The 19,113-nt window shown below is 65.8% G+C and carries 15 protein-coding genes and 2 pseudogenes; 16 read left to right on the top strand and 1 reads right to left on the bottom strand.

Translation table 11 applies throughout. From position 1 onward, the window contains the following. Positions 1-27: 27 nt before the first annotated feature. The 13 genes and pseudogenes from EBI04_RS02020 to EBI04_RS01960 all read left to right on the top strand — a co-directional run bounded on the left by EBI04_RS02020 (position 28) and on the right by EBI04_RS01960 (position 11,943). Positions 28-1,185 (top strand): M20 family metallopeptidase, encoded by a 1,158-nt coding sequence (locus EBI04_RS02020; RefSeq protein ID WP_135255825.1) that lies wholly within the window; start codon positions 28-30, stop codon positions 1,183-1,185. A 38-nt stretch (positions 1,186-1,223) separates the two neighbouring features. Continuing rightward, positions 1,224-2,708, top strand: coding sequence for an ABC transporter substrate-binding protein (locus tag EBI04_RS02015; RefSeq protein WP_135255824.1), 1,485 nt, complete (start codon positions 1,224-1,226; stop codon positions 2,706-2,708). Next, positions 2,709-3,644: an ABC transporter permease gene (locus tag EBI04_RS02010; RefSeq protein ID WP_135255823.1), complete on the top strand. Its 936-nt coding sequence runs from the start codon at positions 2,709-2,711 to the stop codon at positions 3,642-3,644. It begins immediately after the preceding gene. Next, positions 3,637-4,433, top strand: a pseudogene (locus EBI04_RS02005) (ABC transporter permease). Before EBI04_RS02010 ends, EBI04_RS02005 begins: the two are co-directional and overlap by 8 nt. A gap of 56 nt (positions 4,434-4,489) precedes the next feature. Beyond that, on the top strand, positions 4,490-5,299 hold the full coding sequence (locus tag EBI04_RS02000; RefSeq protein ID WP_135255822.1) for a cyclase family protein: 810 nt from the start codon (positions 4,490-4,492) through the stop codon (positions 5,297-5,299). Then, complete coding sequence (locus tag EBI04_RS01995; protein WP_135255821.1) at positions 5,293-5,841, top strand: peroxidase-related enzyme; 549 nt, start codon at positions 5,293-5,295, stop codon at positions 5,839-5,841. Before EBI04_RS02000 ends, EBI04_RS01995 begins: the two co-directional genes overlap by 7 nt. Then, on the top strand, positions 5,838-6,611 hold the full coding sequence (locus tag EBI04_RS01990) for an ABC transporter ATP-binding protein (protein WP_135255820.1): 774 nt from the start codon (positions 5,838-5,840) through the stop codon (positions 6,609-6,611). Before EBI04_RS01995 ends, EBI04_RS01990 begins: the two co-directional genes overlap by 4 nt. Further along, positions 6,598-7,365, top strand: coding sequence for an ABC transporter permease (locus EBI04_RS01985; RefSeq protein WP_135255819.1), 768 nt, complete (start codon positions 6,598-6,600; stop codon positions 7,363-7,365). Before EBI04_RS01990 ends, EBI04_RS01985 begins: the two co-directional genes overlap by 14 nt. 25 nt (positions 7,366-7,390) lie before the next feature. Next, positions 7,391-8,380: an ABC transporter substrate-binding protein gene (locus tag EBI04_RS01980; RefSeq protein ID WP_135255818.1), complete on the top strand. Its 990-nt coding sequence runs from the start codon at positions 7,391-7,393 to the stop codon at positions 8,378-8,380. Between the two features lie 24 nt (positions 8,381-8,404). Continuing rightward, positions 8,405-9,361 carry a TRAP transporter substrate-binding protein gene (locus EBI04_RS01975; protein ID WP_135255817.1) on the top strand — a complete coding sequence of 319 codons (957 nt, stop codon included), beginning with the start codon at positions 8,405-8,407 and terminating at the stop codon, positions 9,359-9,361. Then, positions 9,358-9,843, top strand: coding sequence for a TRAP transporter small permease (locus tag EBI04_RS01970; RefSeq protein WP_135255816.1), 486 nt, complete (start codon positions 9,358-9,360; stop codon positions 9,841-9,843). The genes EBI04_RS01975 and EBI04_RS01970 overlap by 4 nt, the downstream gene beginning before the upstream one ends. Then, a pseudogene (locus tag EBI04_RS13925) lies at positions 9,840-11,140 on the top strand (TRAP transporter large permease). The gene EBI04_RS01970 and the pseudogene EBI04_RS13925 overlap by 4 nt, the downstream one beginning before the upstream one ends. Before the next feature lie 50 nt (positions 11,141-11,190). Then, positions 11,191-11,943 carry a LamB/YcsF family protein gene (locus EBI04_RS01960; protein WP_135255815.1) on the top strand — a complete coding sequence of 251 codons (753 nt, stop codon included), beginning with the start codon at positions 11,191-11,193 and terminating at the stop codon, positions 11,941-11,943. A gap of 154 nt (positions 11,944-12,097) precedes the next feature. On the opposite strand, the gene ppdK is transcribed toward EBI04_RS01960, so the two are convergent. Then, positions 12,098-14,704: a pyruvate, phosphate dikinase gene (gene ppdK, locus EBI04_RS01955; protein WP_135255814.1), complete on the bottom strand. Its 2,607-nt coding sequence runs from the start codon at positions 14,702-14,704 to the stop codon at positions 12,098-12,100. Between the two features lie 108 nt (positions 14,705-14,812). On the opposite strand from ppdK, the gene EBI04_RS01950 reads away from it, so the two are divergent. The 3 genes from EBI04_RS01950 to EBI04_RS01940 all read left to right on the top strand — a co-directional run bounded on the left by EBI04_RS01950 (position 14,813) and on the right by EBI04_RS01940 (position 19,085). Further along, positions 14,813-15,952 carry an MFS transporter gene (locus EBI04_RS01950; RefSeq protein ID WP_135255813.1) on the top strand — a complete coding sequence of 380 codons (1,140 nt, stop codon included), beginning with the start codon at positions 14,813-14,815 and terminating at the stop codon, positions 15,950-15,952. Positions 15,953-15,998: 46 nt separating this feature from the next. Further along, positions 15,999-16,991 (top strand): pyridoxal phosphate-dependent aminotransferase, encoded by a 993-nt coding sequence (locus EBI04_RS01945; RefSeq protein ID WP_135255812.1) that lies wholly within the window; start codon positions 15,999-16,001, stop codon positions 16,989-16,991. A 180-nt stretch (positions 16,992-17,171) separates the two neighbouring features. Next, positions 17,172-19,085 carry a cobyric acid synthase gene (locus EBI04_RS01940; RefSeq protein ID WP_135255811.1) on the top strand — a complete coding sequence of 638 codons (1,914 nt, stop codon included), beginning with the start codon at positions 17,172-17,174 and terminating at the stop codon, positions 19,083-19,085. The last annotated feature ends 28 nt before the right edge of the window (positions 19,086-19,113 follow it).

Here is a 19,113-nt window from a genome sequence, read left to right as displayed (position 1 = left end):
CGGTATAATCCCCCTCGGGAACTCCATATGGAAAAGGCCCTCCTGGCGGCGGAAGCGGTGGACGAGAAGGAAGTGGTGGAGCTCCTAAGAGCCCTGGTGCGGATTCCAAGCCACTATCCCGGACCCGGGGAAGAGGGGGTGGTGGCCTTCCTGGAGGAGTACCTGAGGGAGCGGGGTTTCCGCCCCTTCCGGCAGGAAGCAGCTTTGGGCCGGCCCAATCTGGTTGTGGACCTGGGGGAGGGGGAGGGGGGGTTGATCCTCGAGGGGCACACCGATGTGGTCACCCCCGGCCCAGAAAGCCTATGGCGCTACCCTCCCTACGAAGGGGTGGTGGAGGGAGGCAGGCTGTACGGCCGAGGAGCCTGCGACATGAAGGGAGGCCTCGCCGCCTTGATAGGAGCCCTGCTGGCGGTGAAGCGAGCCCTAGGCCAGCCCCGGTACCCCCTACGCCTCGCCGCTTTGGCCGATGAGGAGGGAATGATGCTGGGGGTGAAGGCCTTCGTGAGAGGAGGGCTGGCGCGAGGCTTCCGTGGTGCCTTGGTGGCCGAGCCTGAGGCCATGGAGGTCTGCCTCTGGCAGAAGGGAGCCCTGCGCCTATTCCTCCGCTTTCCCGGACGCATGGCCCACGGGGCCATGCCCTACGCCGGGGAAAACCCTATACCCAAGGCGGCTCGCTTCATCCTCGAGCTGGAAGGCCTCCAACGGGAGCTTCAGGAAGTCCATTCCCACCCCTTCCTGGGCCTTCCCTACCTCACCCCCACCCGCATCCTGGCCACCGCCGGGGAGGGGCAGCTCAACGTTATCCCCGCCGAAGCGGAGGTGGCCATGGACGTGCGCACCGTGCCGGGGTTGGACCACGAGGAGTTGGTGGCCAGGATCCAGGCCCTGGCGGGAACCCAGGTGGAGGTCCTGGAGGACCGCCCCCCCGTGGAGACCCCCAGGGAGGATCCTTTGGTGCAGGCAGCGGAGGAAGCCCTAAGGCTTCTCGGCCTTCCCGTGCGCCACGGCGGGGTACCCGGGGCCACGGACGGCACCTTCCTCCAGGCATGGGCGGGTCTTCCCGTGGTGGTCATGGGCCCTGGGGGGAAAACCCTGCCCCACCAGGTGGACGAGTGGGTGGACCTGAGGGAAGTTGTCCAGGCAGCCCGGGTTTACGCCGCCTTGGCGGTGCTCTATCTGGGGTAAGTGCCTTTGGGCATAGTATGGGGAAAGGGAGGGAAGACATGAAGAAGCGGTTGGCGTGGTTCCTTCTGCTGGGCCTGAGCTTTGCCCTGGCCCAGCCCAAAGGAGGAGAGCTTAGGGTGGCGATCCTGGCCGAGCCTCCTGTCCTGGATCCCACGGCCTCCACCAGCCAGGAGATTCCCCGCATGCTCTACGACAACGTCCTCCAGGGGCTGGTGAAGCTCAACGAGAAGGGGGAGATCGTCCCCGCCTTGGCCGAGCGCTGGCAAGGAAGCCCTTCCAGCCTCACCTGGACCTTCCACCTGCGCCGGGGGGTTCGTTTCCACAACGGTGCCCCCTTCACCGCCGAGGACGTGGTCTTTAAGTTCAACCGCGCCCGGGATCCCAAGTCTGGCCACACCCACCCCGAGTACTACCAGGACATCCAGAGCGTGGAGGCCAAGGACCCCTACACCGTGGTCTTCCGCCTGCGCCAGCCCAACCAGGACTTCCTCTTCAACCTGGCCCGCCCCGATTCCGTGATCGGCCCCAAGGGCAGGGTGGAGGAACAGAAAACCCAGCCCATTGGAACCGGACCCTTCCGCTTCGTGGCCTGGGAGCGGGGGGTTGGGGTGAGGCTGGAGCGGTTTGAAGGATACTATGAGCCCGGCCTTCCCTATCTGGACCGGGTCTTCTTCCGTTTCCTGCCGGATCCAAACGCCCAGCTTGCCGCCTTGCGGGCGGGGGACATCCAGGTGATCGGCCTCGGGGTGAGCCCGGAAAACGCCCTGGTGCTCCAGCGGGATCCCAACTTCAAGGTGATCACGGGCTTTACCACCACGGAGATCACCGTGGGCATGAACAACAGTCGCCCCCCCTTCAACGACATCCGGGTACGGCGGGCCATCCAGCATGCCGTGGACAAAAAGGCCCTGGTGGAGGGGGTGATGCTGGGCTTTGGCACCCCCATCGGCAGCCACCGCTCCCCAGGGGAGAGTTGCTACGAGGATCTTTCCGGCTACTACCCCTACGACCCCGCCAAAGCCCGGGCCCTTTTGCAAGAGGCCGGCTACGGACCCAATAACCCCTTGCGCTTCACCTTCACCCTAGCCGCCCCTTACCCCTACGAGAGGCGGCTTGGGGAAGCCATCGCTGCCCAGCTTTCCCAGATCGGGGTCCAAGCGCGGCTGGAGGTGGTGGAATGGGCCACCTGGCTTTCCAGGGTCTTCCGAGGAGCCGACTACCAGATGACCATCATCGGCCACTCCGAGCCTCACGACATCGGCATCTACGCCAACCCCAATTATTACTTCCGCTACGACTCCCCCCGCTTCCGCGACCTCTACACCAGGTACCTGCGCACCCCCGACCCCAAGCGGGCCTGCGAGATCATGAAGGAGATGCAGCGCCTTCTCGCCCAGGATGCGGTGAACCTCTGGGTGATGAACGCCCCCTACATCGCCGCCATGCGCAAGGAGGTCATGGGCTGGTGGCAGAACCAGCCCACCCCGAGCCTCAACGTGACCCGGGTGTACTTGAACCGCTAGATGCGAAGCTTCCTCCTGAGGCGGGTCCTCCTGGCCCTAGCCACCCTTTGGCTGGCCTCCACCCTGGTCTTCGCCTTCCTCCTCCTCCTCCCAGGGGACCCGGTGCAGGCCATCCTGGGCCTAGAGGCTTCGCCAGCTGCCCGGCAGGCCCTGGAACGCGCCCTTGGCCTGGACAGGCCCCCCTGGGAACGCTATGCGGACTGGCTCACCCGCACCCTCCGCTTAGACCTAGGGGAGTCCATCCGCTACGGAAAGCCCGTGGGCGAACTCCTGGGCGAGCGGATCCCCCTCACCCTGGGCCTCGTCTTCCTGGGGCTTGGCGGCGCCCTTTTCCTGGCCTTACCCCTGGCCCTTCTAGCCCTTAGGTTTCCCCTTTGCGACCTGGCCCTAAGCGGCCTTATGGCCTTTTTGCAATCCGTGCCCACCTTCTTTCTGGGGGTGGTCCTCCTCTACGCCCTGGCGGTGCACCTGCCCCTTTTCCCCGCCAGCGGCTTCCCAGGGTTTTCCCATCCATGGGAAGCCCTCCGCCACCTTTCCCTCCCCGCCCTCACCCTGACCCTTTCCCGGGCAGCCATCCTCTTCCGTATGGCCCGAGGAAGCCTCCTAGAGGTGATGGGCCAGGACTACATCCGCACCGCCCGGGCCAAGGGGGTCCCCGAGACCTGGGTGCTCATCAAGCACGCCCTGAAGCCCGCAAGCCTTCCCCTGATCACCGTGCTGGGCTTGGAGGGAGGGTTCCTCCTTACCGGGGCGGTGGTGGTGGAGGTGGTCTTCGCCCTGCCGGGCATGGGAAGCCTGGCCCTGACGGCCCTCGAGGCCCGCGACTACCCTCTCCTCCAGGGCCTGGTGCTGGTCATGGCCGCCCTCATCGTCCTCTTCAACCTCCTGGTGGACCTCCTCTACGGCCTCTTGGACCCGCGGGTGGCGTATGCGTAGCCCAAGCCTCCTCCTGGGAAACCTCCTGGTGGGCCTCTTCCTCCTCATGGCCCTAGCCTCCTTCCTCTACCCCGTGGACCCCAACGCCCCCGACTTCCTCCACCGCCTCGCCCCCCTTCCCCCACCCATCCCTTGGGCACCGACCCCTTGGGCCGGGACCTCCTGGCCCGCCTCCTCCACGGGGCTAGGAATGCCCTACTGGTGGGGGGCATCGCCGTTTCCGTGGGTTTTACCCTGGGCGTGGCCGCAGGCCTTCTTGCGGGATACCTGGGCCGGCACTGGGACGGGGCGTTAAGCCTCCTCATGGAGGCCCTCTATGCTCTTCCGGGCCTGCTCCTTGCCCTTCTTCTCGCCGCCCTCATGGGCCCCGGGATCTACAGCAGCATGCTGGCCGTGGGGCTTTCCATGGTTCCCGCCTTCTTCCGGGTGGCCCGGGCCGGGGCCATGGCCCTTAAGGCCGCCCCCTTTGTGGAAGCTGCTTTGGCCCTGGGAGCCCCTCCGGGCTGGGTGATGCGCCGCCACCTCCTCCCCAACCTCCTGGGACCCCTCCTGGTCCAGGCCAGCCTGGCCTTCGCCGCCGCCCTCCTGGCCGAGGCCGCCCTCTCCTACCTGGGCCTTGGCGTCCAGCCCCCAAACCCAAGCCTCGGCCGGATGCTCCGGGAAGCCCAAAGCTTCCTTCCCCTTTCCCCCTATCCCGCCCTGGTTCCCGGGTTGGCCCTTTCCCTGGCCGTCTTGGGCTTTAACCTCCTGGGAGACGGCCTCCGGGACCGCCTGGACCCCCGGCGTTAGGGGCTTGCATACCTTTGCAGGCCCGTGGTAACTTGCCCCTGACAAAGGAGGAAACCATGTGTGCCCCTCTGGTGATGGAGGAAGTGGCCAAGCAGATTTCCCGCAGGGCCCTGTTGGGCGCGGGCCTGGGGCTTCTTGCTAGCCGAGCCGTGGCCCAGGCACAAGTACAGGGCAAGGCCTTTAGCCGGGCGGTGGACCTCACCCACGAGCTCTCCCCGGAGATCCCCCTCTTCCCCGGGGCTGAACCCATGCGCATCACCACGCTGGTCACGGTACGGCAGAACGGGTACTACGGCAACCGCATCGATTTCTGGGAGCACTCGGGAACCCATATGGACGCCCCCGCCCACTTCGCGGAAAGGGGGCTCACCGCGGAAAAACTGCCCGTGGAAACCCTCATCGCTCCCCTGGCCGTGATCCACATCCACGAGAAGGCCGCCCGCAACCCGGATGCCCAGGTGACCGTAGACGACATCCTGGCCTACGAGCGCCAGCACGGCCGCCTGCCCAAAGGAGCCCTGGTGGCCATGCACTCCGGCTGGGAAGCCCGCTGGCGCGACCCCAAGGCTTTTTTGAACCAGGACGCCACGGGCACCCTTCACTTCCCCGGCTTCTCCCCGGAGGCGGCAGAGTTTCTGGTGCGGGAGCGGGAGATCGTGGGGGTAGGGGTGGATACCCTCTCCCTGGACTTTGGCCCCTCCAAGGACTTCAAGGCCCACGTGACCCTCCTGGGCGCGGGGAAATACGGCCTGGAAAACCTGGCCAACCTGGCCCAGGTGCCTCCCGCCGGGACCCTCATCTTCGTGGGGGCCCCCAAGCACCGGGGGGCCTCCGGAGGGCCCGTGCGGGCGGTGGCGGTATGGTGATCTCCTGGCTCCGCATCCCTGGGGATGAGGAGTTGAGCCCGGAGGTCCAGGAGCTGTTCGCCCGGTTCCGGGAGAAGACGGGCTTTGTTCCCAATGTGGCCCGGGCCTTTGCCCTGAGCCCCAGGTTTCTCCTCTGGTTCCGGTACTACGACACCCTTATGCGGGGGGAAGGCCTCCTCTCCCGGGAGGAGCGGGAAGCCATGGCCGTGGCCATCAGCGGGGAGAACCGGTGCGAGTACTGCGTGGCCAGCCACAAGCGCTACCTCAAGGACCTCACCGGGGATGGGGTGCTCCCGGAGGTTTTGGCCGCCAACCCCCGCCGCGCGGAGATGCCTAAAAGGATGCGGGCCCTGGTGGAGTTTGCCCTCAAGGTCACGCACCAGCACCACGCCATGACCGAGGAGGACCTCGCCCCCTTGAGGGAAGCGGGTCTCAGCGATGAGGCCATCCTCGAGGCGGCCGAGGTGGCAGCCATGTTCAACTTCACCAACCGCCTGCTCAACGCTTTAGGCATTAAGCCCAACCTCGAGTACTACGCATGAGCTTTCTGGAATTTAAGCAGGTCTCCGTGGCCTTTGGCTCCTATGTGGCCGTGGAAGGAGTAAGCCTCCGCCTGGCCTCAGGGGAGTTTGTGAGCCTGGTAGGCCCCACGGGATGCGGGAAAAGCACCCTCCTGAACGTGGCGGCAGGCCTTCTGGCCCCCACCCAGGGGGAGGTCCTCCTGGAAGGGAAGCCCCTTAGGGGGTTGAACCCGGTGGCGGGCTACCTTTTCCAGCAGGACGCCATCCTGCCCTGGAAGACCGCCCTGGACAACGTGGCCCTGCCCTTGGTCTTCCGGGGCGCGGGCTTGAAAGAGGCTCGGGAAAGGGCCCAGGCCTGGCTGGAGAAGGTGGGGCTGGGGCGGTTTCCCCGCCACTATCCCCACCAGCTTTCCGGGGGGATGCGCAAGCGGGTGGGGCTGGCCCAGGTACTCATCGCCAACCCCCGGCTCCTCCTCATGGACGAGCCCTTTTCCGCCCTGGACGTGCAGACGCGGCAGCTCATGGAAAACGAGCTCCTCAGGCTCTGGCAGGAGGATCGCAAGACCGTGCTCTTCGTCACCCACGACCTGGAGGAAGCCATTGCCCTTTCCGACCGGGTGGTGGTCATGTCGGCGGGGCCCCGCTCCCGGGTCATCGGGGAGTTCCCCATCCCCCTCCCCCGGCCCAGGGATGTGGCGGAGATCCGGCTCACCCCGGAGTTCTTGCGCCTGCACCGGGAGATCTGGGAGCTCCTAAGGGGGGAGGTGATGCGGGCCCATGCGGGGGCTTAGGCTACGGCTTTGGCAGGTGGGGTTGCTCCTTCTCTTCCTCGCCTGGTGGGAGTGGGCCTCGAGGACCGGCCGCCTGGACCCCTTCTTCTTCTCCCAACCCTCCGAGATCGCCGGGAGGGTCTGGCGCTGGTTCAGCACCGGGGAGATCTACCCGCACCTTTACATCACCACCCTGGAGATGCTCCTGGCCTTTTTCCTCGGAACCCTGCTCGGGGTGGTCCTGGGGCTTTGGCTGGCCCTGGCCCCCAGCGTGGCGGCGGTCTTGGACCCCTACATCAAGGCCCTAAACGCCATCCCTCGGGTAGTCTTGGCTCCCATCTTCACCCTCTGGTTCGGCCTGGGGGTGCTCTCCAAGGTAGCCCTAGGGGTCACCCTGGTCTTCTTTGTGGCCTTCTTCAACACCTACCAGGGGGTTAAGGAGGTAAGCCCTGTGGTCCTGCAAAACGCCAGGCTCTTGGGAGCCAGGCCCGGCCACCTGCTGCGCCATGTATACCTCCCGGCCGCCGCCAGCTGGATCTTCTCCAGCTTAAGGACCTCCATCGGCTTCGCGGTAATCGGGGCCGTGGTGGGGGAGTACCTGGGAAGCGCCGCTGGGCTGGGTTACGTCATCGCCCAGGCGGAAGGGGTCTTTGACACCACCGGGGTCTTCGCCGGCATGGTGGTGCTCATGGTCTTCGTGTTGCTGTTGGATGCCGTGGTGGGCCAAGTGGAAGGGCGTTTAGTCCGTTGGCGCCCTAAAATGGAGGGGGAATAGCGGTCAATAGAGGAAAGGAGGGAATATGAGGAGGCTGGTTGTAGCGCTTTTGGTGTTACTTTTGGCGGCGGGCTTAGCCCAGAAGCGGGTGGTGCTGGGGGTAGGAGGAAAGACGGCCGTGGTCTACCTGCCCCTCACCGTGGTGGAGCGCCTGGGATACTTCAAGGAAGAAGGCCTGGACGTGGTGATCCAGGACCTGCAGGCGGGCTCGAGGGCCCTCCAGGCCCTGGTGGGGGGAAGCGTGGAGGTGGTGATGGGCTACTACGACCACACCATCCAGATGCAGGCCCAAGGCAGGGACATCGTGGCCTTCGTGGAGGTGGGGCGCTATCCGGCCATCGTGCTGGGAGTGCGCTCGGACCTGGCAGACCAGGTGCGGAGCATCGCCGACCTCAAGGGGAGGAAGGTGGGGGTCACCGCTCCGGGAAGCTCCACCCATTTCTTCCTCAACTACCTCCTGGTGAAAAACGGCCTCAAGCCCACGGATGTATCCGTGATCGGGGTTTCCGTGGGGGCCCAAGCGGTGGCCGCGGTGCAAAACCGCCAGGTGGACGCCATCTCCAATGTGGAACCCGCCATCACCCTTCTGGAGGAAAGGGGCCTCATCAAGGTACTGGCGGACACCCGCTCCACCAAGGGAACCCGGGAGGTTTTGGGTGGGGAGTACCCGGCCGCCGTCCTCTATACCACCCGGGCCTGGTTGGAGCGGAACCCCGACACCGCCCAGCGCCTGGTGAACGCCATGGTGCGGGGTCTGAGGTGGATGCAGGGCAAAACCCCTGAGGAAATCGCTGCCGTCTTACCGGAGGAGTACTTCCTAGGCGACCGGGCCCTGTACCTCAAGGTCCTCAGGAACTCCCTGGAGTCCTTCTCTCCCACAGGGCGCTTCAGCGACACTGCTTCCCTGAGGCCCCTCACGGTGCTTTCCGCCTTTGACCCCAACGTGGCCCGGGCCCGGATCGATCTCAAGCGCACGTACACCAATGAGTTTGTGGACCGGGTGCCCAAGCGGTAACATAATTCTTGGAGGTGCATGGTTATGCGTAAGCTCCTTTTCTGGCTTTTCCCATTGGCCCTAGTAGCCCAAGCCCAGACCTGGAACATGGCCACCCCGTATCCTCCGGCCAACTTCCACACGCAAAACATTCAGCAGTTTGTAAAGGAAGTGGAGGAAACCACGGGAGGCCGGCTCAAGATCACCGTCCACCCTGGAGGCTCCCTCTTCCCCCATCCCCAGATCCTGCCCGCGGTAAGGAACGGGCAGGTGCAGATGGGGGAGGTGCTCATGTCCCTTCTCGCCAACGAAAACCCCCTCTTCAACCTGGACTCCATCCCCTTCGTGGCCACCAGCTACGAAGAGGCCCGTCGGCTTTACCAGGCTCAGCGCCCTGAAGTGGAAAAGTGGCTGGCCCAAAGGGGAGTGGTCTTTCTCTACGCCGTTCCCTGGCCGCCTCAAGGGCTCTACACCAAGCGGCCCGTGAATACAGGGGCGGATTTAAAGGGCATGCGGTTCCGGGCCTACAACCCCGCCACCGCCCGGCTGGCGGAGCTACTCGGCATGCACCCAGTTCAGGTGGAGGCCGCAGACATTCCCCAGGCCTTCGCCACGGGGATTGTGGAGGCCATGATCACCTCCCCGGTCACCGGGGTGGACAGCCAGGCCTGGGACTTCGCCCGTTACTTCTACGACGTGAAGGCCTGGATCCCCAAGAACATGGTGGTCGTCGGCCGACGGGCCTTTGAAAGCCTCTCCCCCCAGGATCGGGAAGCCCTGTTGCAGGCGGCCAAGCGGGCAGAGGAGCGGGGCTGGCGGCTGAGCCAGGAACAGGAGGAAAAGGCCATGCAAACCCTGGCGAGCCGGGGCATGCAGGTGGTCAAGCCCTCCCCCACCCTCCTGGCCGACCTCAAGAAGGTGGGGCAAACCATGATCCTGGAGTGGCAAAAGCAGGCGGGAGCCACGGGGGTCAAGATCTACCGTCAGTACCTTGGACGATGAACCTCTTGGAGAAGGCCCTCGAGGGCCTCTACCGTCTATCCGAGTTCCTGGCGGCCCTCATGGGCCTTTTCATCCTCCTGGTGATCCTGGCCCAGGTGGCAGGGCGGTACCTGGGCTTCGTGGTGCCCTCCGCCCTAGAGATGGCCGGCTTCGCCACCGCCGGGCTCATCTTCCTGGGCCTTGCTCCCACCCTGAGGGCCGGGGGGCACATCCAGATGCGGCTTCTCTTGCGAAAGCTTCCCCCCAGGACCCGTCGCCCGCTGGAAACCTTCGCCCTGGGGCTCGGATTCCTAACAACCCTTTATGCCTCCGTTCAAGCCTGGCTTAGGGTGGCGGAGAGCTTCCGCTACGGAGACCTGGCCCCAGGGCTTCTCCCCCTTCCCCTCTGGCTACCCCAAAGCTTCCTGGCGGTGGGCCTCAGCATCTTCGCCCTGGCCCTTCTCGAGGCGGGCCTAAAAACCTGGAAGGAGGGAAAGGAATGAGCCTCCTATGGGAAAGCCTTATCCTGGTGGGCCTCCTTTTCCTCCTCCTGGCCCTGGGGGTCTACGTGGGCCTGGCCCTCCTCCTGGTGGGCCTCGCTGGCCTGGCCTTGTTCACCACCGCCCCTCCGGGAGCCAACCTGGCCACCGCCCTATGGTCCGCCACCTCCGGCTGGAGCCTGGCCGCCCTGCCCCTTTTCGTCTGGATGGGGGAGGTTCTCTACCGCTCCCGGCTGGCCCAGGGGCTCTTCCAGGGGCTTAGCCCCCTTCTCTCCCGCCTTCCTGGGGGACTCCTTCATGTGAACGTGGTGGCCAGCGCCCTCTTCGCCGCCGTCATCGGATCCTCCGCTGCCACCACCGCCACCGTGGGCCGGTTTACCCTGCCCGAGCTGTTGCGCCGCGGCTACCCCAAGCCCCTGGCCCTGGGCTCATTGGCCGGGGCCGGAACCCTAGGCTTCCTCATCCCCCCAGCGTCATCATGATCGTCTACGGGGTCATGGCCGAGGTTTCCGTAGCCCGGCTTTTCATGGCTGGAGTGGTGCCAGGAGCGGTTTTAACCTTGCTCTTCATGCTCCTGGTGGCCCTTCTGGCCTTCCTCTATCGCCACCAACTACCTCGGGAACCCCGGAAGCCCCTGCGCCAAAGCTTGGTCGGCCTTCTATCCGTTTTCCCGGTGCTTTTCCTCATCCTCCTGGTCCTGGGCTCCATCTACCTGGGGGTAGCCACCCCCACGGAGGCGGCGGCCATAGGGGTAGCGGGGTCCCTCCTCCTGGCGGGGCTAAACCGGGAGCTATCCCCCAGGATGTTCTTTGAAAGCTTGATGGGGGCCATACGCACCACCAGCATGATCGGCCTGATCCTGGCAGGAGCCGGGGTTCTGACCCTGGCCATGGGGTTCACCGGTATCCCCAGGGCCTTGGCCACCTGGGCGGTGGAAGCTGGGATCACCCCCGTGGCCCTCATCTTCTTCTTGAGCCTGGTTTACATCGTTCTGGGCTGGTTTCTGGATGGGATCTCCATCGTGGTCCTCACCATCAGCGTGATCCTTCCCGTGGTGAAGGCCATCGGCGTGGACCCCTTGTGGTTCGGCGTGTATCTGGTGATCATGGTGGAACTGGCCCAGATCACTCCCCCCGTGGGCTTCAACCTCTTCGTCATCCAGTCCTTAACCGGGGAGGACCTCTTCCACATCGCTCGCTATGCCCTTCCCTTCATGGGGGTGCTGCTTCTCATGGTGGTTCTCCTCATGCTGTTCCCGGAGTTGGCCACGTGGCTACCCCGAACCATGACCGGGGGATAACATGCAGGTCATTCCGTTTGGGGTTAAGCTTTCCCTGTAAGGGGGTGGCCATGTTCATAGACCTCAACGCCGACGCTGGGGAGTCCTATGGAGCCTTCACCTACGGTCACGACCGGGAGATCTTCCCCCTGGTGACCTCGGTAAACCTGGCCTGCGGCTTTCATGGGGGAAGCCCCACCCGCATAAGGGAGGCGGTGACTCTTGCCAAGGCCCATGGAGTGGCGGTGGGAGCCCACCCGGGCTTCCCCGACCTGGTGGGCTTTGGTCGCAGGGATATGGCCCTGAGGCCCGAGGAAGTCTATGCGGACGTCCTCTACCAGATAGGAGCCCTCTACGCCTTCCTGAAGACAGAAGGGCTAAGCCTTCACCACGTGAAGCCCCACGGGGCCCTCTACCTCAGAGCCTGCCGCGACCGGGAAACCGCCCGGGCCATCGCCGAGGCGGTGAAGGCCTTTGACCCCGAAGTGCCCTTGGTGGTGCTTCCCGGCACGGTGTACGAGGAGGAGGCCCGGAGGGCAGGGCTAAGGGTGGTCCTCGAGGCCTTTCCCGAACGGGCGTATCTGAAAAACGGCCAGCTGGCCCCCCGCTCCCTCCCGGGAAGCTGGATCAGCGATCCCAAGGAGGCAGCCAGGCGGGCCCTCAGGATGGTTCTAGAAGGAAAAATAGAGGCCCTGGATGGCGGGGAGGTGGAGGTCAGGGCGGAAACCCTTTGCATCCACGGGGACAACCCCAACGCCCCCGAGGTGGCACTGGCGGTGCGCAGGGCGCTGGAGGAAGCAGGGATAGAGGTGAGACCCTTCTAGAAAGCAGTCGGCTCATCGCCAGGTCCCTTTTCTCCACAAAGGCGTAGACTTCCCTCATAGCCCTCTTCTTAAGTCCGCTAATCCTGTAAACCATTCCAGTTTAAAGCGTTAAGCCCAGGGGGGCTTACCCCCCTGGGCTTCCTTCAGGCCTCGGTCAGGTGCCTGCGTACCTCGAGGCCCGAAGCCCCGCCTGGGCTGCGGCAAGCCGGGCGGTAAGCACCCTGAAGGGGCTCGCCGAGGTGTAATCCAGGAGGTCGGCCACAAAGGCCACGCTGCGAGCCTCGCCCCCATGTTCCCCGCACAGCCCTACCTTAAGCCTGGGGTTAGCCCGCTTCCCTTCCTGCACCGCAAGCCGAAGAAGCCTTCCCACCCCCTTCTCGTCCAGGCGCTCCGTGGGGTCGAAGGGGAAAAGCCCTTCCTCCACGTACTGGGGAAGGAACTTCCCGGCATCGTCCCGGGAAAGACCAAAGGCCATCTGGGTGAGGTCGTTGGTGCCAAAGCTGAAAAAGTCCACCAGGGGAGCGATCTCCGAAGCCAGAAGGGCCGCCCTTGGAGTCTCGATCATGGTGCCGAAGGGAATGGGGCCGTACTCCCGGAAAAGCTCCTCCGCCAGGGCCTTGGCCCTTTCCACCTCCTTGGGATCTGCCACCAGGGGAACCATGACCTCAGGGCGGGGATCAAAACCCTCTTCCCTTAGCTCCTTGGCCGCCTCCAGGAGCGCCCGAAGCTGCATGCGGAAGATGCCCGGCCTGAGGAGCAAAAGCCGGATGCCCCGAAAGCCCAGCATGGGGTTCTGCTCCGCCAGGGCCTTGGCCCGCTCCCAAAGGGCCTTGGCCTCCTCGTCCCCAGCCTCCGCCTGCACCTTCAGTTCCTCGAGGGAGGGCAGGAACTCGTGGAGGGGAGGATCCAGGAGGCGTACGGTTACCGGGAGGCCATCCATGGCCTTGAGGATGCCCTTGAAGTCCTCCTTTTGGAAGACGAAAAGCCGCTCCAAGGCCTCGGCTTCCTCCTCCGGGGTGCGGGCCAGGATCAACCGCCGAACCCAAGGCAGGCGTTCCTCCTGGAAAAACATGTGCTCGGTACGGCAAAGTCCGATCCCCTCGGCGCCGAAAGCCCGGGCCCTTTGGGCGTCCAGGGGGGTATCGGCATTGGCCCTGACCCCCAGGGAACGGTGGGGCTCCGCCCAGGAAAGAAGCTTATGCAAAAGCTCCTCCTCGGCCGCTTCAGCCAGGGGCACCGCTCCCAGGTAAACCTCCCCGGTGCTCCCGTCCAGGGTGAGCAGCTCCCCCTCCTGGATCTCCAGGCCGTCCACCCAGGCCCGACCTTCCTCGGGCACCACCCTCAAGGCCTCCGCCCCCACCACCGCCGGCACCCCCAGGCCCCGGGCCACCACCGCCGCATGGGAGGTCAAGCCTCCCCGGGCGGTGAGGATTCCCTTGGAAAGGTACATGCCGGTGATGTCCTCGGGAGTGGTTTCCGGGCGCACCAGGATGGTGGGAAGCCCTTGGGCGGTGTAGCGCTCCGCCGCCTCGTTGCTGAAGACCGCATGGCCGAACGCCGCCCCTGGGCTTGCGGGAAGGCCCCGCAGAATGGGTTTGGGAGCCTTCTCCCGGTCCACGGTGGGCTTGAGGAGGCCGGGCAGGGCGTTGGCCTCCACCCGGAGCACGGCCTCCTCCTTGCTGATCAGGCCCTCCTCCGCCATCTCCACGGCGATGCGTACCGCGGCCTGGGCGGTGCGCTTGCCGGAGCGGGTTTGGAGCAGGTAGAGCCTCCCCCGTTCCACGGTGAACTCAAAATCCTGCATGTCGCGGAAGTGGCGCTCCAAGAGGTGGGCCACCCGCTCGATCTCCCTATAGAGCTCGGGGGCGTACTCCTTGAGGCGGGAAAGGGGCTCAGGGGTGCGGATACCCGCCACCACATCCTCACCCTGGGCGTTCCGCAGGTATTCCCCGTAGAGGCCCTTCTCCCCGGTGGCGGGGTTGCGGGTAAAGCCCACCCCGGTCCCCGAGTCCTCCCCCAGGTTCCCGTAGACCATGGCCTGGACCACCACCGCCGTGCCCAGGTCCTCCGGGATGCCGTAGATGCGGCGGTAGGTTTTGGCCCGGGGATTCAGCCAGCTGCGGAAGACCGCCTCGATGGCCCCTTGCAGCTGAAGCCAGGGGTCCATGGGGAAGGGCGTACCCCGCTCTTGCAGGTGGCGCAGGTATTGGAAGGAAAGCGCCTCGAGGTCCTCGGGGGAAAGCTCCGTGTCGCTTTGGACACCCCGCTTCTCCTTCAAGGCGGAGAGCATGCCCTCAAAGACCTCCGCCCTCTCCCCCAAGACCACCTCCCCGTACATGGAAAGGAGCCTTCTGAAGGCATCCCAGGCGAAGCGGGGATTCCCCGTGGCCCGGGCCAGGCTTTCCACTCCTTCCGAGGAGAGGCCCAGGTTGAGGATGGTGTCCATCATCCCGGGCATGGACACCGGGGCCCCGCTCCGCACGGAAACCAAAAGGGGAGGGGTGCTCCCCTCCCCTTTGCCGAAGCGCTTGCCTACTAGGCCCTCGAGGGCTGCCAGCTTGGCCCGGACCTCCTCCCACAGGCCCGGCACCGCCCCCTCCCTGAGGAAGCGGCGGCAAGCCTCCGTGGTGATGATGAGGGCCGGGGGAACGGGAAGCCCCGCCTGGGCCATCTCCACCAGCCCAAACCCCTTGCCGCCCAAGAGATCCCGGGAAAGGCCCCGGGCCTCGGAAAGGAGATACACCTGCGTGTGCGTACCCACGCCCCCAGTTTCCCCCGGCGCATGGAAACGTGGAAAGGTGTAAGGTCCGGAGGTCTACACCGCTTCGTGCCCTACCCACCCTGGTCCGGTTATGGGTAGGCTTTTCCCGTGGACTCGAGGCTCGTGGCCCTCCTCTTCGGCGTACTCCTCGGAACGGTGAGCGAAAGCAGCCTGGCCCCTGCCCTCCCCCTCCTGTCCCAGATCTACGAGGTAGGTCCGGATACTGCCCAGCAGGCGGTTTCCGCTGGGCTTTTGGGAGCGGCCTTGGCCTATTTGCCCGTGGCCTGGCTGGCCCGCTACCTGGGTGCCGCGCGGCTTTTCCGCCTGGGCCTGATCCTGCACGCCGCCTTGGCCTTGGCCCTAGCCCTGGCCTCGAGCCTTCCCTACCTCATCCTCCTCCGCCTGGCCCAGGGAGTGGCCACCGCCATGGTGGTGGGCCTGGTGCCCGGCCTGGCCACCAGCGCCTTTCCCCAGGCCCGGGGTTACGCCATGGGCATGGTGGCCAGCACCGTGGCCACCGGCACCCTCTTGGGCCCTGCCCTTGGGGGCTTGGCCGCCACCTGGGGCCTTTCCTATGTCTTTCTCCTCCCCCTTCCCGTGGGGCTTCTCGCCCTCTTCCTCTCAGGCAATCTTCCGGAACTTCCCAGGCAGGAAGGCTCTCTAAGGCGCTTGTTCGAGGCCTCTGGGTTCCTTCAGGCCCTCGCGGCCACCTCCCTGTACTTCCTCCACACCCTGGGCACCACCGTGGCCTTGGCCTTCCACCTGGGGGCAGAGGGGTTCTCCCCCAGCGCCATCGGCACCCTTCTCCTCCTCAACCCCTTGCAACTTCTCCTCCTGGGTGCCTGGGCCGGCCGCACCGCAGACCGCCTGGGGTACAACCGCATGGCCCTCCTCGGGGCCTACCTCCTGGTGGCCGCGGGCGTGGGCTTCGCCCTCTTGCCCCTTTGGCATCCCCTCTGGGGCTCGGCCTTGGGGCTCCTCCTCCTGGGGATAGGACGGGCCCTTTTTCAAGCAGCCAACAACGCCCTGGTGCTTTCCCTGGCGCCTGGGGGCCTCGAGGGGCTGGCCTCGGGTGCCCTGTCCGTGGCCCGAGCCCTGGGCCAAGCCCTGGGAAGCGCCCTGGCCGGGGGTTCCCTGGCCTTCTTCTACGCCGTCCTGCCCAACCACCGCCTGGCCTTCGCCGCCACCCTCTTGCTCCTTACAGGCCTCATGGGCCTTTCCGCCTGGCTGGTGCGGGCCAGGGGTTAGGGCCAGGCCACGCTCCGGAGGAGCAAAAGGGGCGTAGCATGTAGCCATGCTGGACGATGCGCTGAGGCCCATCCACGGCGGGCCCGATGGGGGTCCTGAGCCCCTCTACGACTTCTCCACCAACGCCAACGCCCTGGGGCCCAACCCGGTGATCCTGGAGTACCTCAGGCAGGCCGATCCAAGCCGCTACCCGGACCCCCTCTACCATAGAACCCACCGCCTTCTGGCCGAGGCCCACGGGGTTCCGGAAAGCCATGTGGCCGTGGGCACGGGCACCAGCGAACTCATCCACCGCCTGGCCCGCTGGAACCACCTCAGGGGCCCTATCCTCCTCCTCAGGCCCACCTTCAGCGAGTACGCCAGGGCTGCGCGGGCCCTGGATCTGCCCCTTTTTGAGGCGGGAAGCCCGGAGGAGTTCCTGAGGCTTCTACCCCAGAGCTCCTTGGCCTTCCTCTGCGTGCCCAACAACCCCACGGGGGAGGTGTACCCCTTCCTGGAGGAGGCCACACAACGGGCCGGGGGGGCCTTGGTGTTGGATTTGGCCTACTACCCCCTTATGGAAAAGCCGTTTCCCCTGCCCCAAGGCGCTTGGCGCCTGTACAGCCCCAACAAGGCTCACGGCCTCACTGGGATACGGGCCGGGTACCTTTTGGCCCCCATAGACCTCACTTCCTTCCGCCATCTGGCTCCTTCCTGGCCGGTTTCCGTCTACGGGGAGGCCCTCCTCTTAGGCCACCTGGACCCGGAGGCCCAGGGGTGGTTGGAGGAGAGCAAAAGGGAACTCATCCGCCTGCGCCGTCTCCTGGCCCACGGCCTACGGGAGCTAGGCCTACCGGTGCGGGAAAGCCCGGCCAACTTCCTCCTGGTGCGGGTGGGGCAGGCCACGGAGGTGGCCAGGAGGCTAAGGGAAAGGGGCATACGGGTAAGGGACGCCACCAGCTTTGGCCTGCCCGAGTGGCTAAGGCTTTCTGCCCAGAAGGAGGAGGCTATAGAGGCCCTCCTGGCAACCCTCGCCGAGACCCTGGCCGCGAGGGCCTGATGGAGGATTGAACCCTGATGAGCGTGGAAAAGGGATGGCTTAAAACACAGCCCTGGTTCCCCTCGCCTAGGGCACCTCGGCCCACTGGGCCAAGCCTGAAGGCCGAGAACGGCTGGGAAGGAACAGCGAAGGCTTGCACGTTGGCCAAGACCTCCTTCGCACCGGTTCCGGAGGTTCAGGGTGAAGGCTAAGGCGCTCATCATCTGGGGGACGGGAAGCGGGGTGGGGAAAAGCCTCATCACCGCTGGACTCCTCAGGCACTTCCGGCGCCTGGGCCTCCGGGCAGCTCCCTTTAAGGCCCAGAACATGTCCAACCACTCCCGGGTGGTGGCGGGCGGGGAGATGGCCAGCGCCCAGTGGCTCCAGGCGGTGGCGGCAGGGACCGAACCCGATCCCCGCATGAATCCCATCCTCATCAAACCCATGGGCCTCGAGGGAAGCCAGGTGGTGGTCCTGGGCCGGGTGGACCCCCTTCTTTCCCGGCTTTCGTGGAAGGAGCGTAGACCCCATCTGGAGGCTCCCGTACGGGAAGCCCTGGAGGCCTTGGGGAAGGAGTTCGACGTCCTGGTCCTGGAGGGAGCGGGAAGCCCAGTGGAGCGGAACCTTTGGCCGGACCTCCCCAACCTTCAGGTGGCGGAGTGGGCGGGGGCCCAGGCCCTCCTGGTGGCCGACGTGGACCAGGGAGGGTCCCTGGCCGCCCTCTACGGCACCTGGGCCCTGCTGGGGGAGCACCGGGAAAAGCTCCTTGGCCTTATTCTCAACAAGTTCCGGGGGGACATCCGCTTGCTGGAACCCGCCTACCGCCTCCTGGAGGGCTGGACGGGAATCCCGGTCCTAGGCACGCTGCCCATGCTTCCCCTGGAGTTGCCCGAGGAGGATGGATTCCGCCACCACCCGAGAAAGAGCCTGGGCCCAAAGGTGGCCATCCTCCGCTACCCCCATGCCTCCAACCTGGACGAGTTCTGGCCTCTTTCGGAACTCGCCCAGCCTGTGTACGCCCGTACCCCCGAGGAGGCCCAGGGAGCCGAGCTCCTAATCCTCCCGGGAAGCCGCCTGCCCGCCAGGGACCTGGCCTGGCTCCAGGGCTTCCTACCCCTCCTGCGGGCCCACCTCGAGGCGGGAAAACCTGTGCTGGCCATCTGCGGGGGAGCGGAGATGCTGGCCCAGGCCATCCTTGACGAGGAAGGGGTGGAGGCCAAGGGGGTTTTTCCAGGCCTAGGCCTTCTTCCCTTCCAGGTGCGGATGCTCAGGGAGAAAACGGTACGCCCGGCCGGGGTGGTCTTCCGGGGGCTTTCCGGCTTCTGGGCCAGGCTGAACGGCCTGAGGGCCCAGGGTTACGAGATCCACCACGGCCAGGGGATCCCCTCGGTGCACCAGGAGGGGCCCCTTCTCGCCACCTGGCTTCACGGCCTTTTGGAAAATCCTGGGGTGCAGCGGGCCCTCTTCGGCCAGGAGGCCAAGGCCCTGGAGGCAGTCCTGGACCAGCTGGCCGACGCCTTAGAGGAGCACCTGGACCTCGAGTACCTCCACCGCCACCTGGGGCTTAGGCCAAACCCTTCCCCAGCGCCCAGGGGGAAAGCGGAATCCCTTGACCCCCCACCTCCCCCCGGTCTCATCCTCCTCTTGGGCGGGGCCAAAAGCGGGAAAAGCCGCCACGCCCAAAGGCTTGCTGGCCCCTGGGCCACCCTCATCGCCACCGCGGAGGCCCGGGATGGGGAGATGGCGGAGAGGATCGCCCGCCACCGGGCGGAACGCCCCCCCACCTGGGAAACCCTGGAAGAACCCTTGGACCTGGTGGAAGCCCTTAAGAGGGCCCGTTACCCCACGGTGGTGGTGGACTGCGTCACCCTTTGGGTTTCCAACCTTCTGGAAAGGGACCGCGATCCCCTGGCGGAAGCCCGGCGGTTCCTGGAAGCGGTCTCCTCCAGCGGCAAGCGGGTCATCGTCATCTCCAACGAGGTGGGGATGGGGATCGTTCCCGCAAACCCCCTGGCCCGGCGCTACCGGGACCTCTTGGGAGAGGTGAACGCCCTGCTGGCGAAGGCAGCCCAGGAGGTCTACCTGCTTATTGCAGGCAGACCCCTGAAGCTTTAGGAAAGGCTTTGCCGGGGCCCCCACCTTG

The organism is Thermus caldilimi, from assembly GCF_004684245.1.
In the GTDB taxonomy this organism is placed as follows: Bacteria; Deinococcota; Deinococci; order Deinococcales; family Thermaceae; genus Thermus; species Thermus caldilimi.
Note: the sequence above shows the minus strand (reverse complement) of the source record. Positions and strands in the feature narration are given on the sequence as shown.

Excerpts from the sequence above, each read along its gene's own strand:
- EBI04_RS02020 (WP_135255825.1), top strand. The coding sequence starts at position 28 with ATGGAAAAGGCCCTCCTGGCGGCGGAAGCGGTGGACGAGAAGGAAGTG.
- EBI04_RS02015 (WP_135255824.1), top strand. The coding sequence starts at position 1,224 with ATGAAGAAGCGGTTGGCGTGGTTCCTTCTGCTGGGCCTGAGCTTTGCC.
- EBI04_RS02010 (WP_135255823.1), top strand. The coding sequence starts at position 2,709 with ATGCGAAGCTTCCTCCTGAGGCGGGTCCTCCTGGCCCTAGCCACCCTT.
- EBI04_RS02000 (WP_135255822.1), top strand. The coding sequence starts at position 4,490 with ATGTGTGCCCCTCTGGTGATGGAGGAAGTGGCCAAGCAGATTTCCCGC.
- EBI04_RS01995 (WP_135255821.1), top strand. The coding sequence starts at position 5,293 with ATGGTGATCTCCTGGCTCCGCATCCCTGGGGATGAGGAGTTGAGCCCG.
- EBI04_RS01990 (WP_135255820.1), top strand. The coding sequence starts at position 5,838 with ATGAGCTTTCTGGAATTTAAGCAGGTCTCCGTGGCCTTTGGCTCCTAT.
- EBI04_RS01985 (WP_135255819.1), top strand. The coding sequence starts at position 6,598 with ATGCGGGGGCTTAGGCTACGGCTTTGGCAGGTGGGGTTGCTCCTTCTC.
- EBI04_RS01980 (WP_135255818.1), top strand. The coding sequence starts at position 7,391 with ATGAGGAGGCTGGTTGTAGCGCTTTTGGTGTTACTTTTGGCGGCGGGC.
- EBI04_RS01975 (WP_135255817.1), top strand. The coding sequence starts at position 8,405 with ATGCGTAAGCTCCTTTTCTGGCTTTTCCCATTGGCCCTAGTAGCCCAA.
- EBI04_RS01970 (WP_135255816.1), top strand. The coding sequence starts at position 9,358 with ATGAACCTCTTGGAGAAGGCCCTCGAGGGCCTCTACCGTCTATCCGAG.
- EBI04_RS01960 (WP_135255815.1), top strand. The coding sequence starts at position 11,191 with ATGTTCATAGACCTCAACGCCGACGCTGGGGAGTCCTATGGAGCCTTC.
- EBI04_RS01945 (WP_135255812.1), top strand. The coding sequence starts at position 15,999 with ATGCTGGACGATGCGCTGAGGCCCATCCACGGCGGGCCCGATGGGGGT.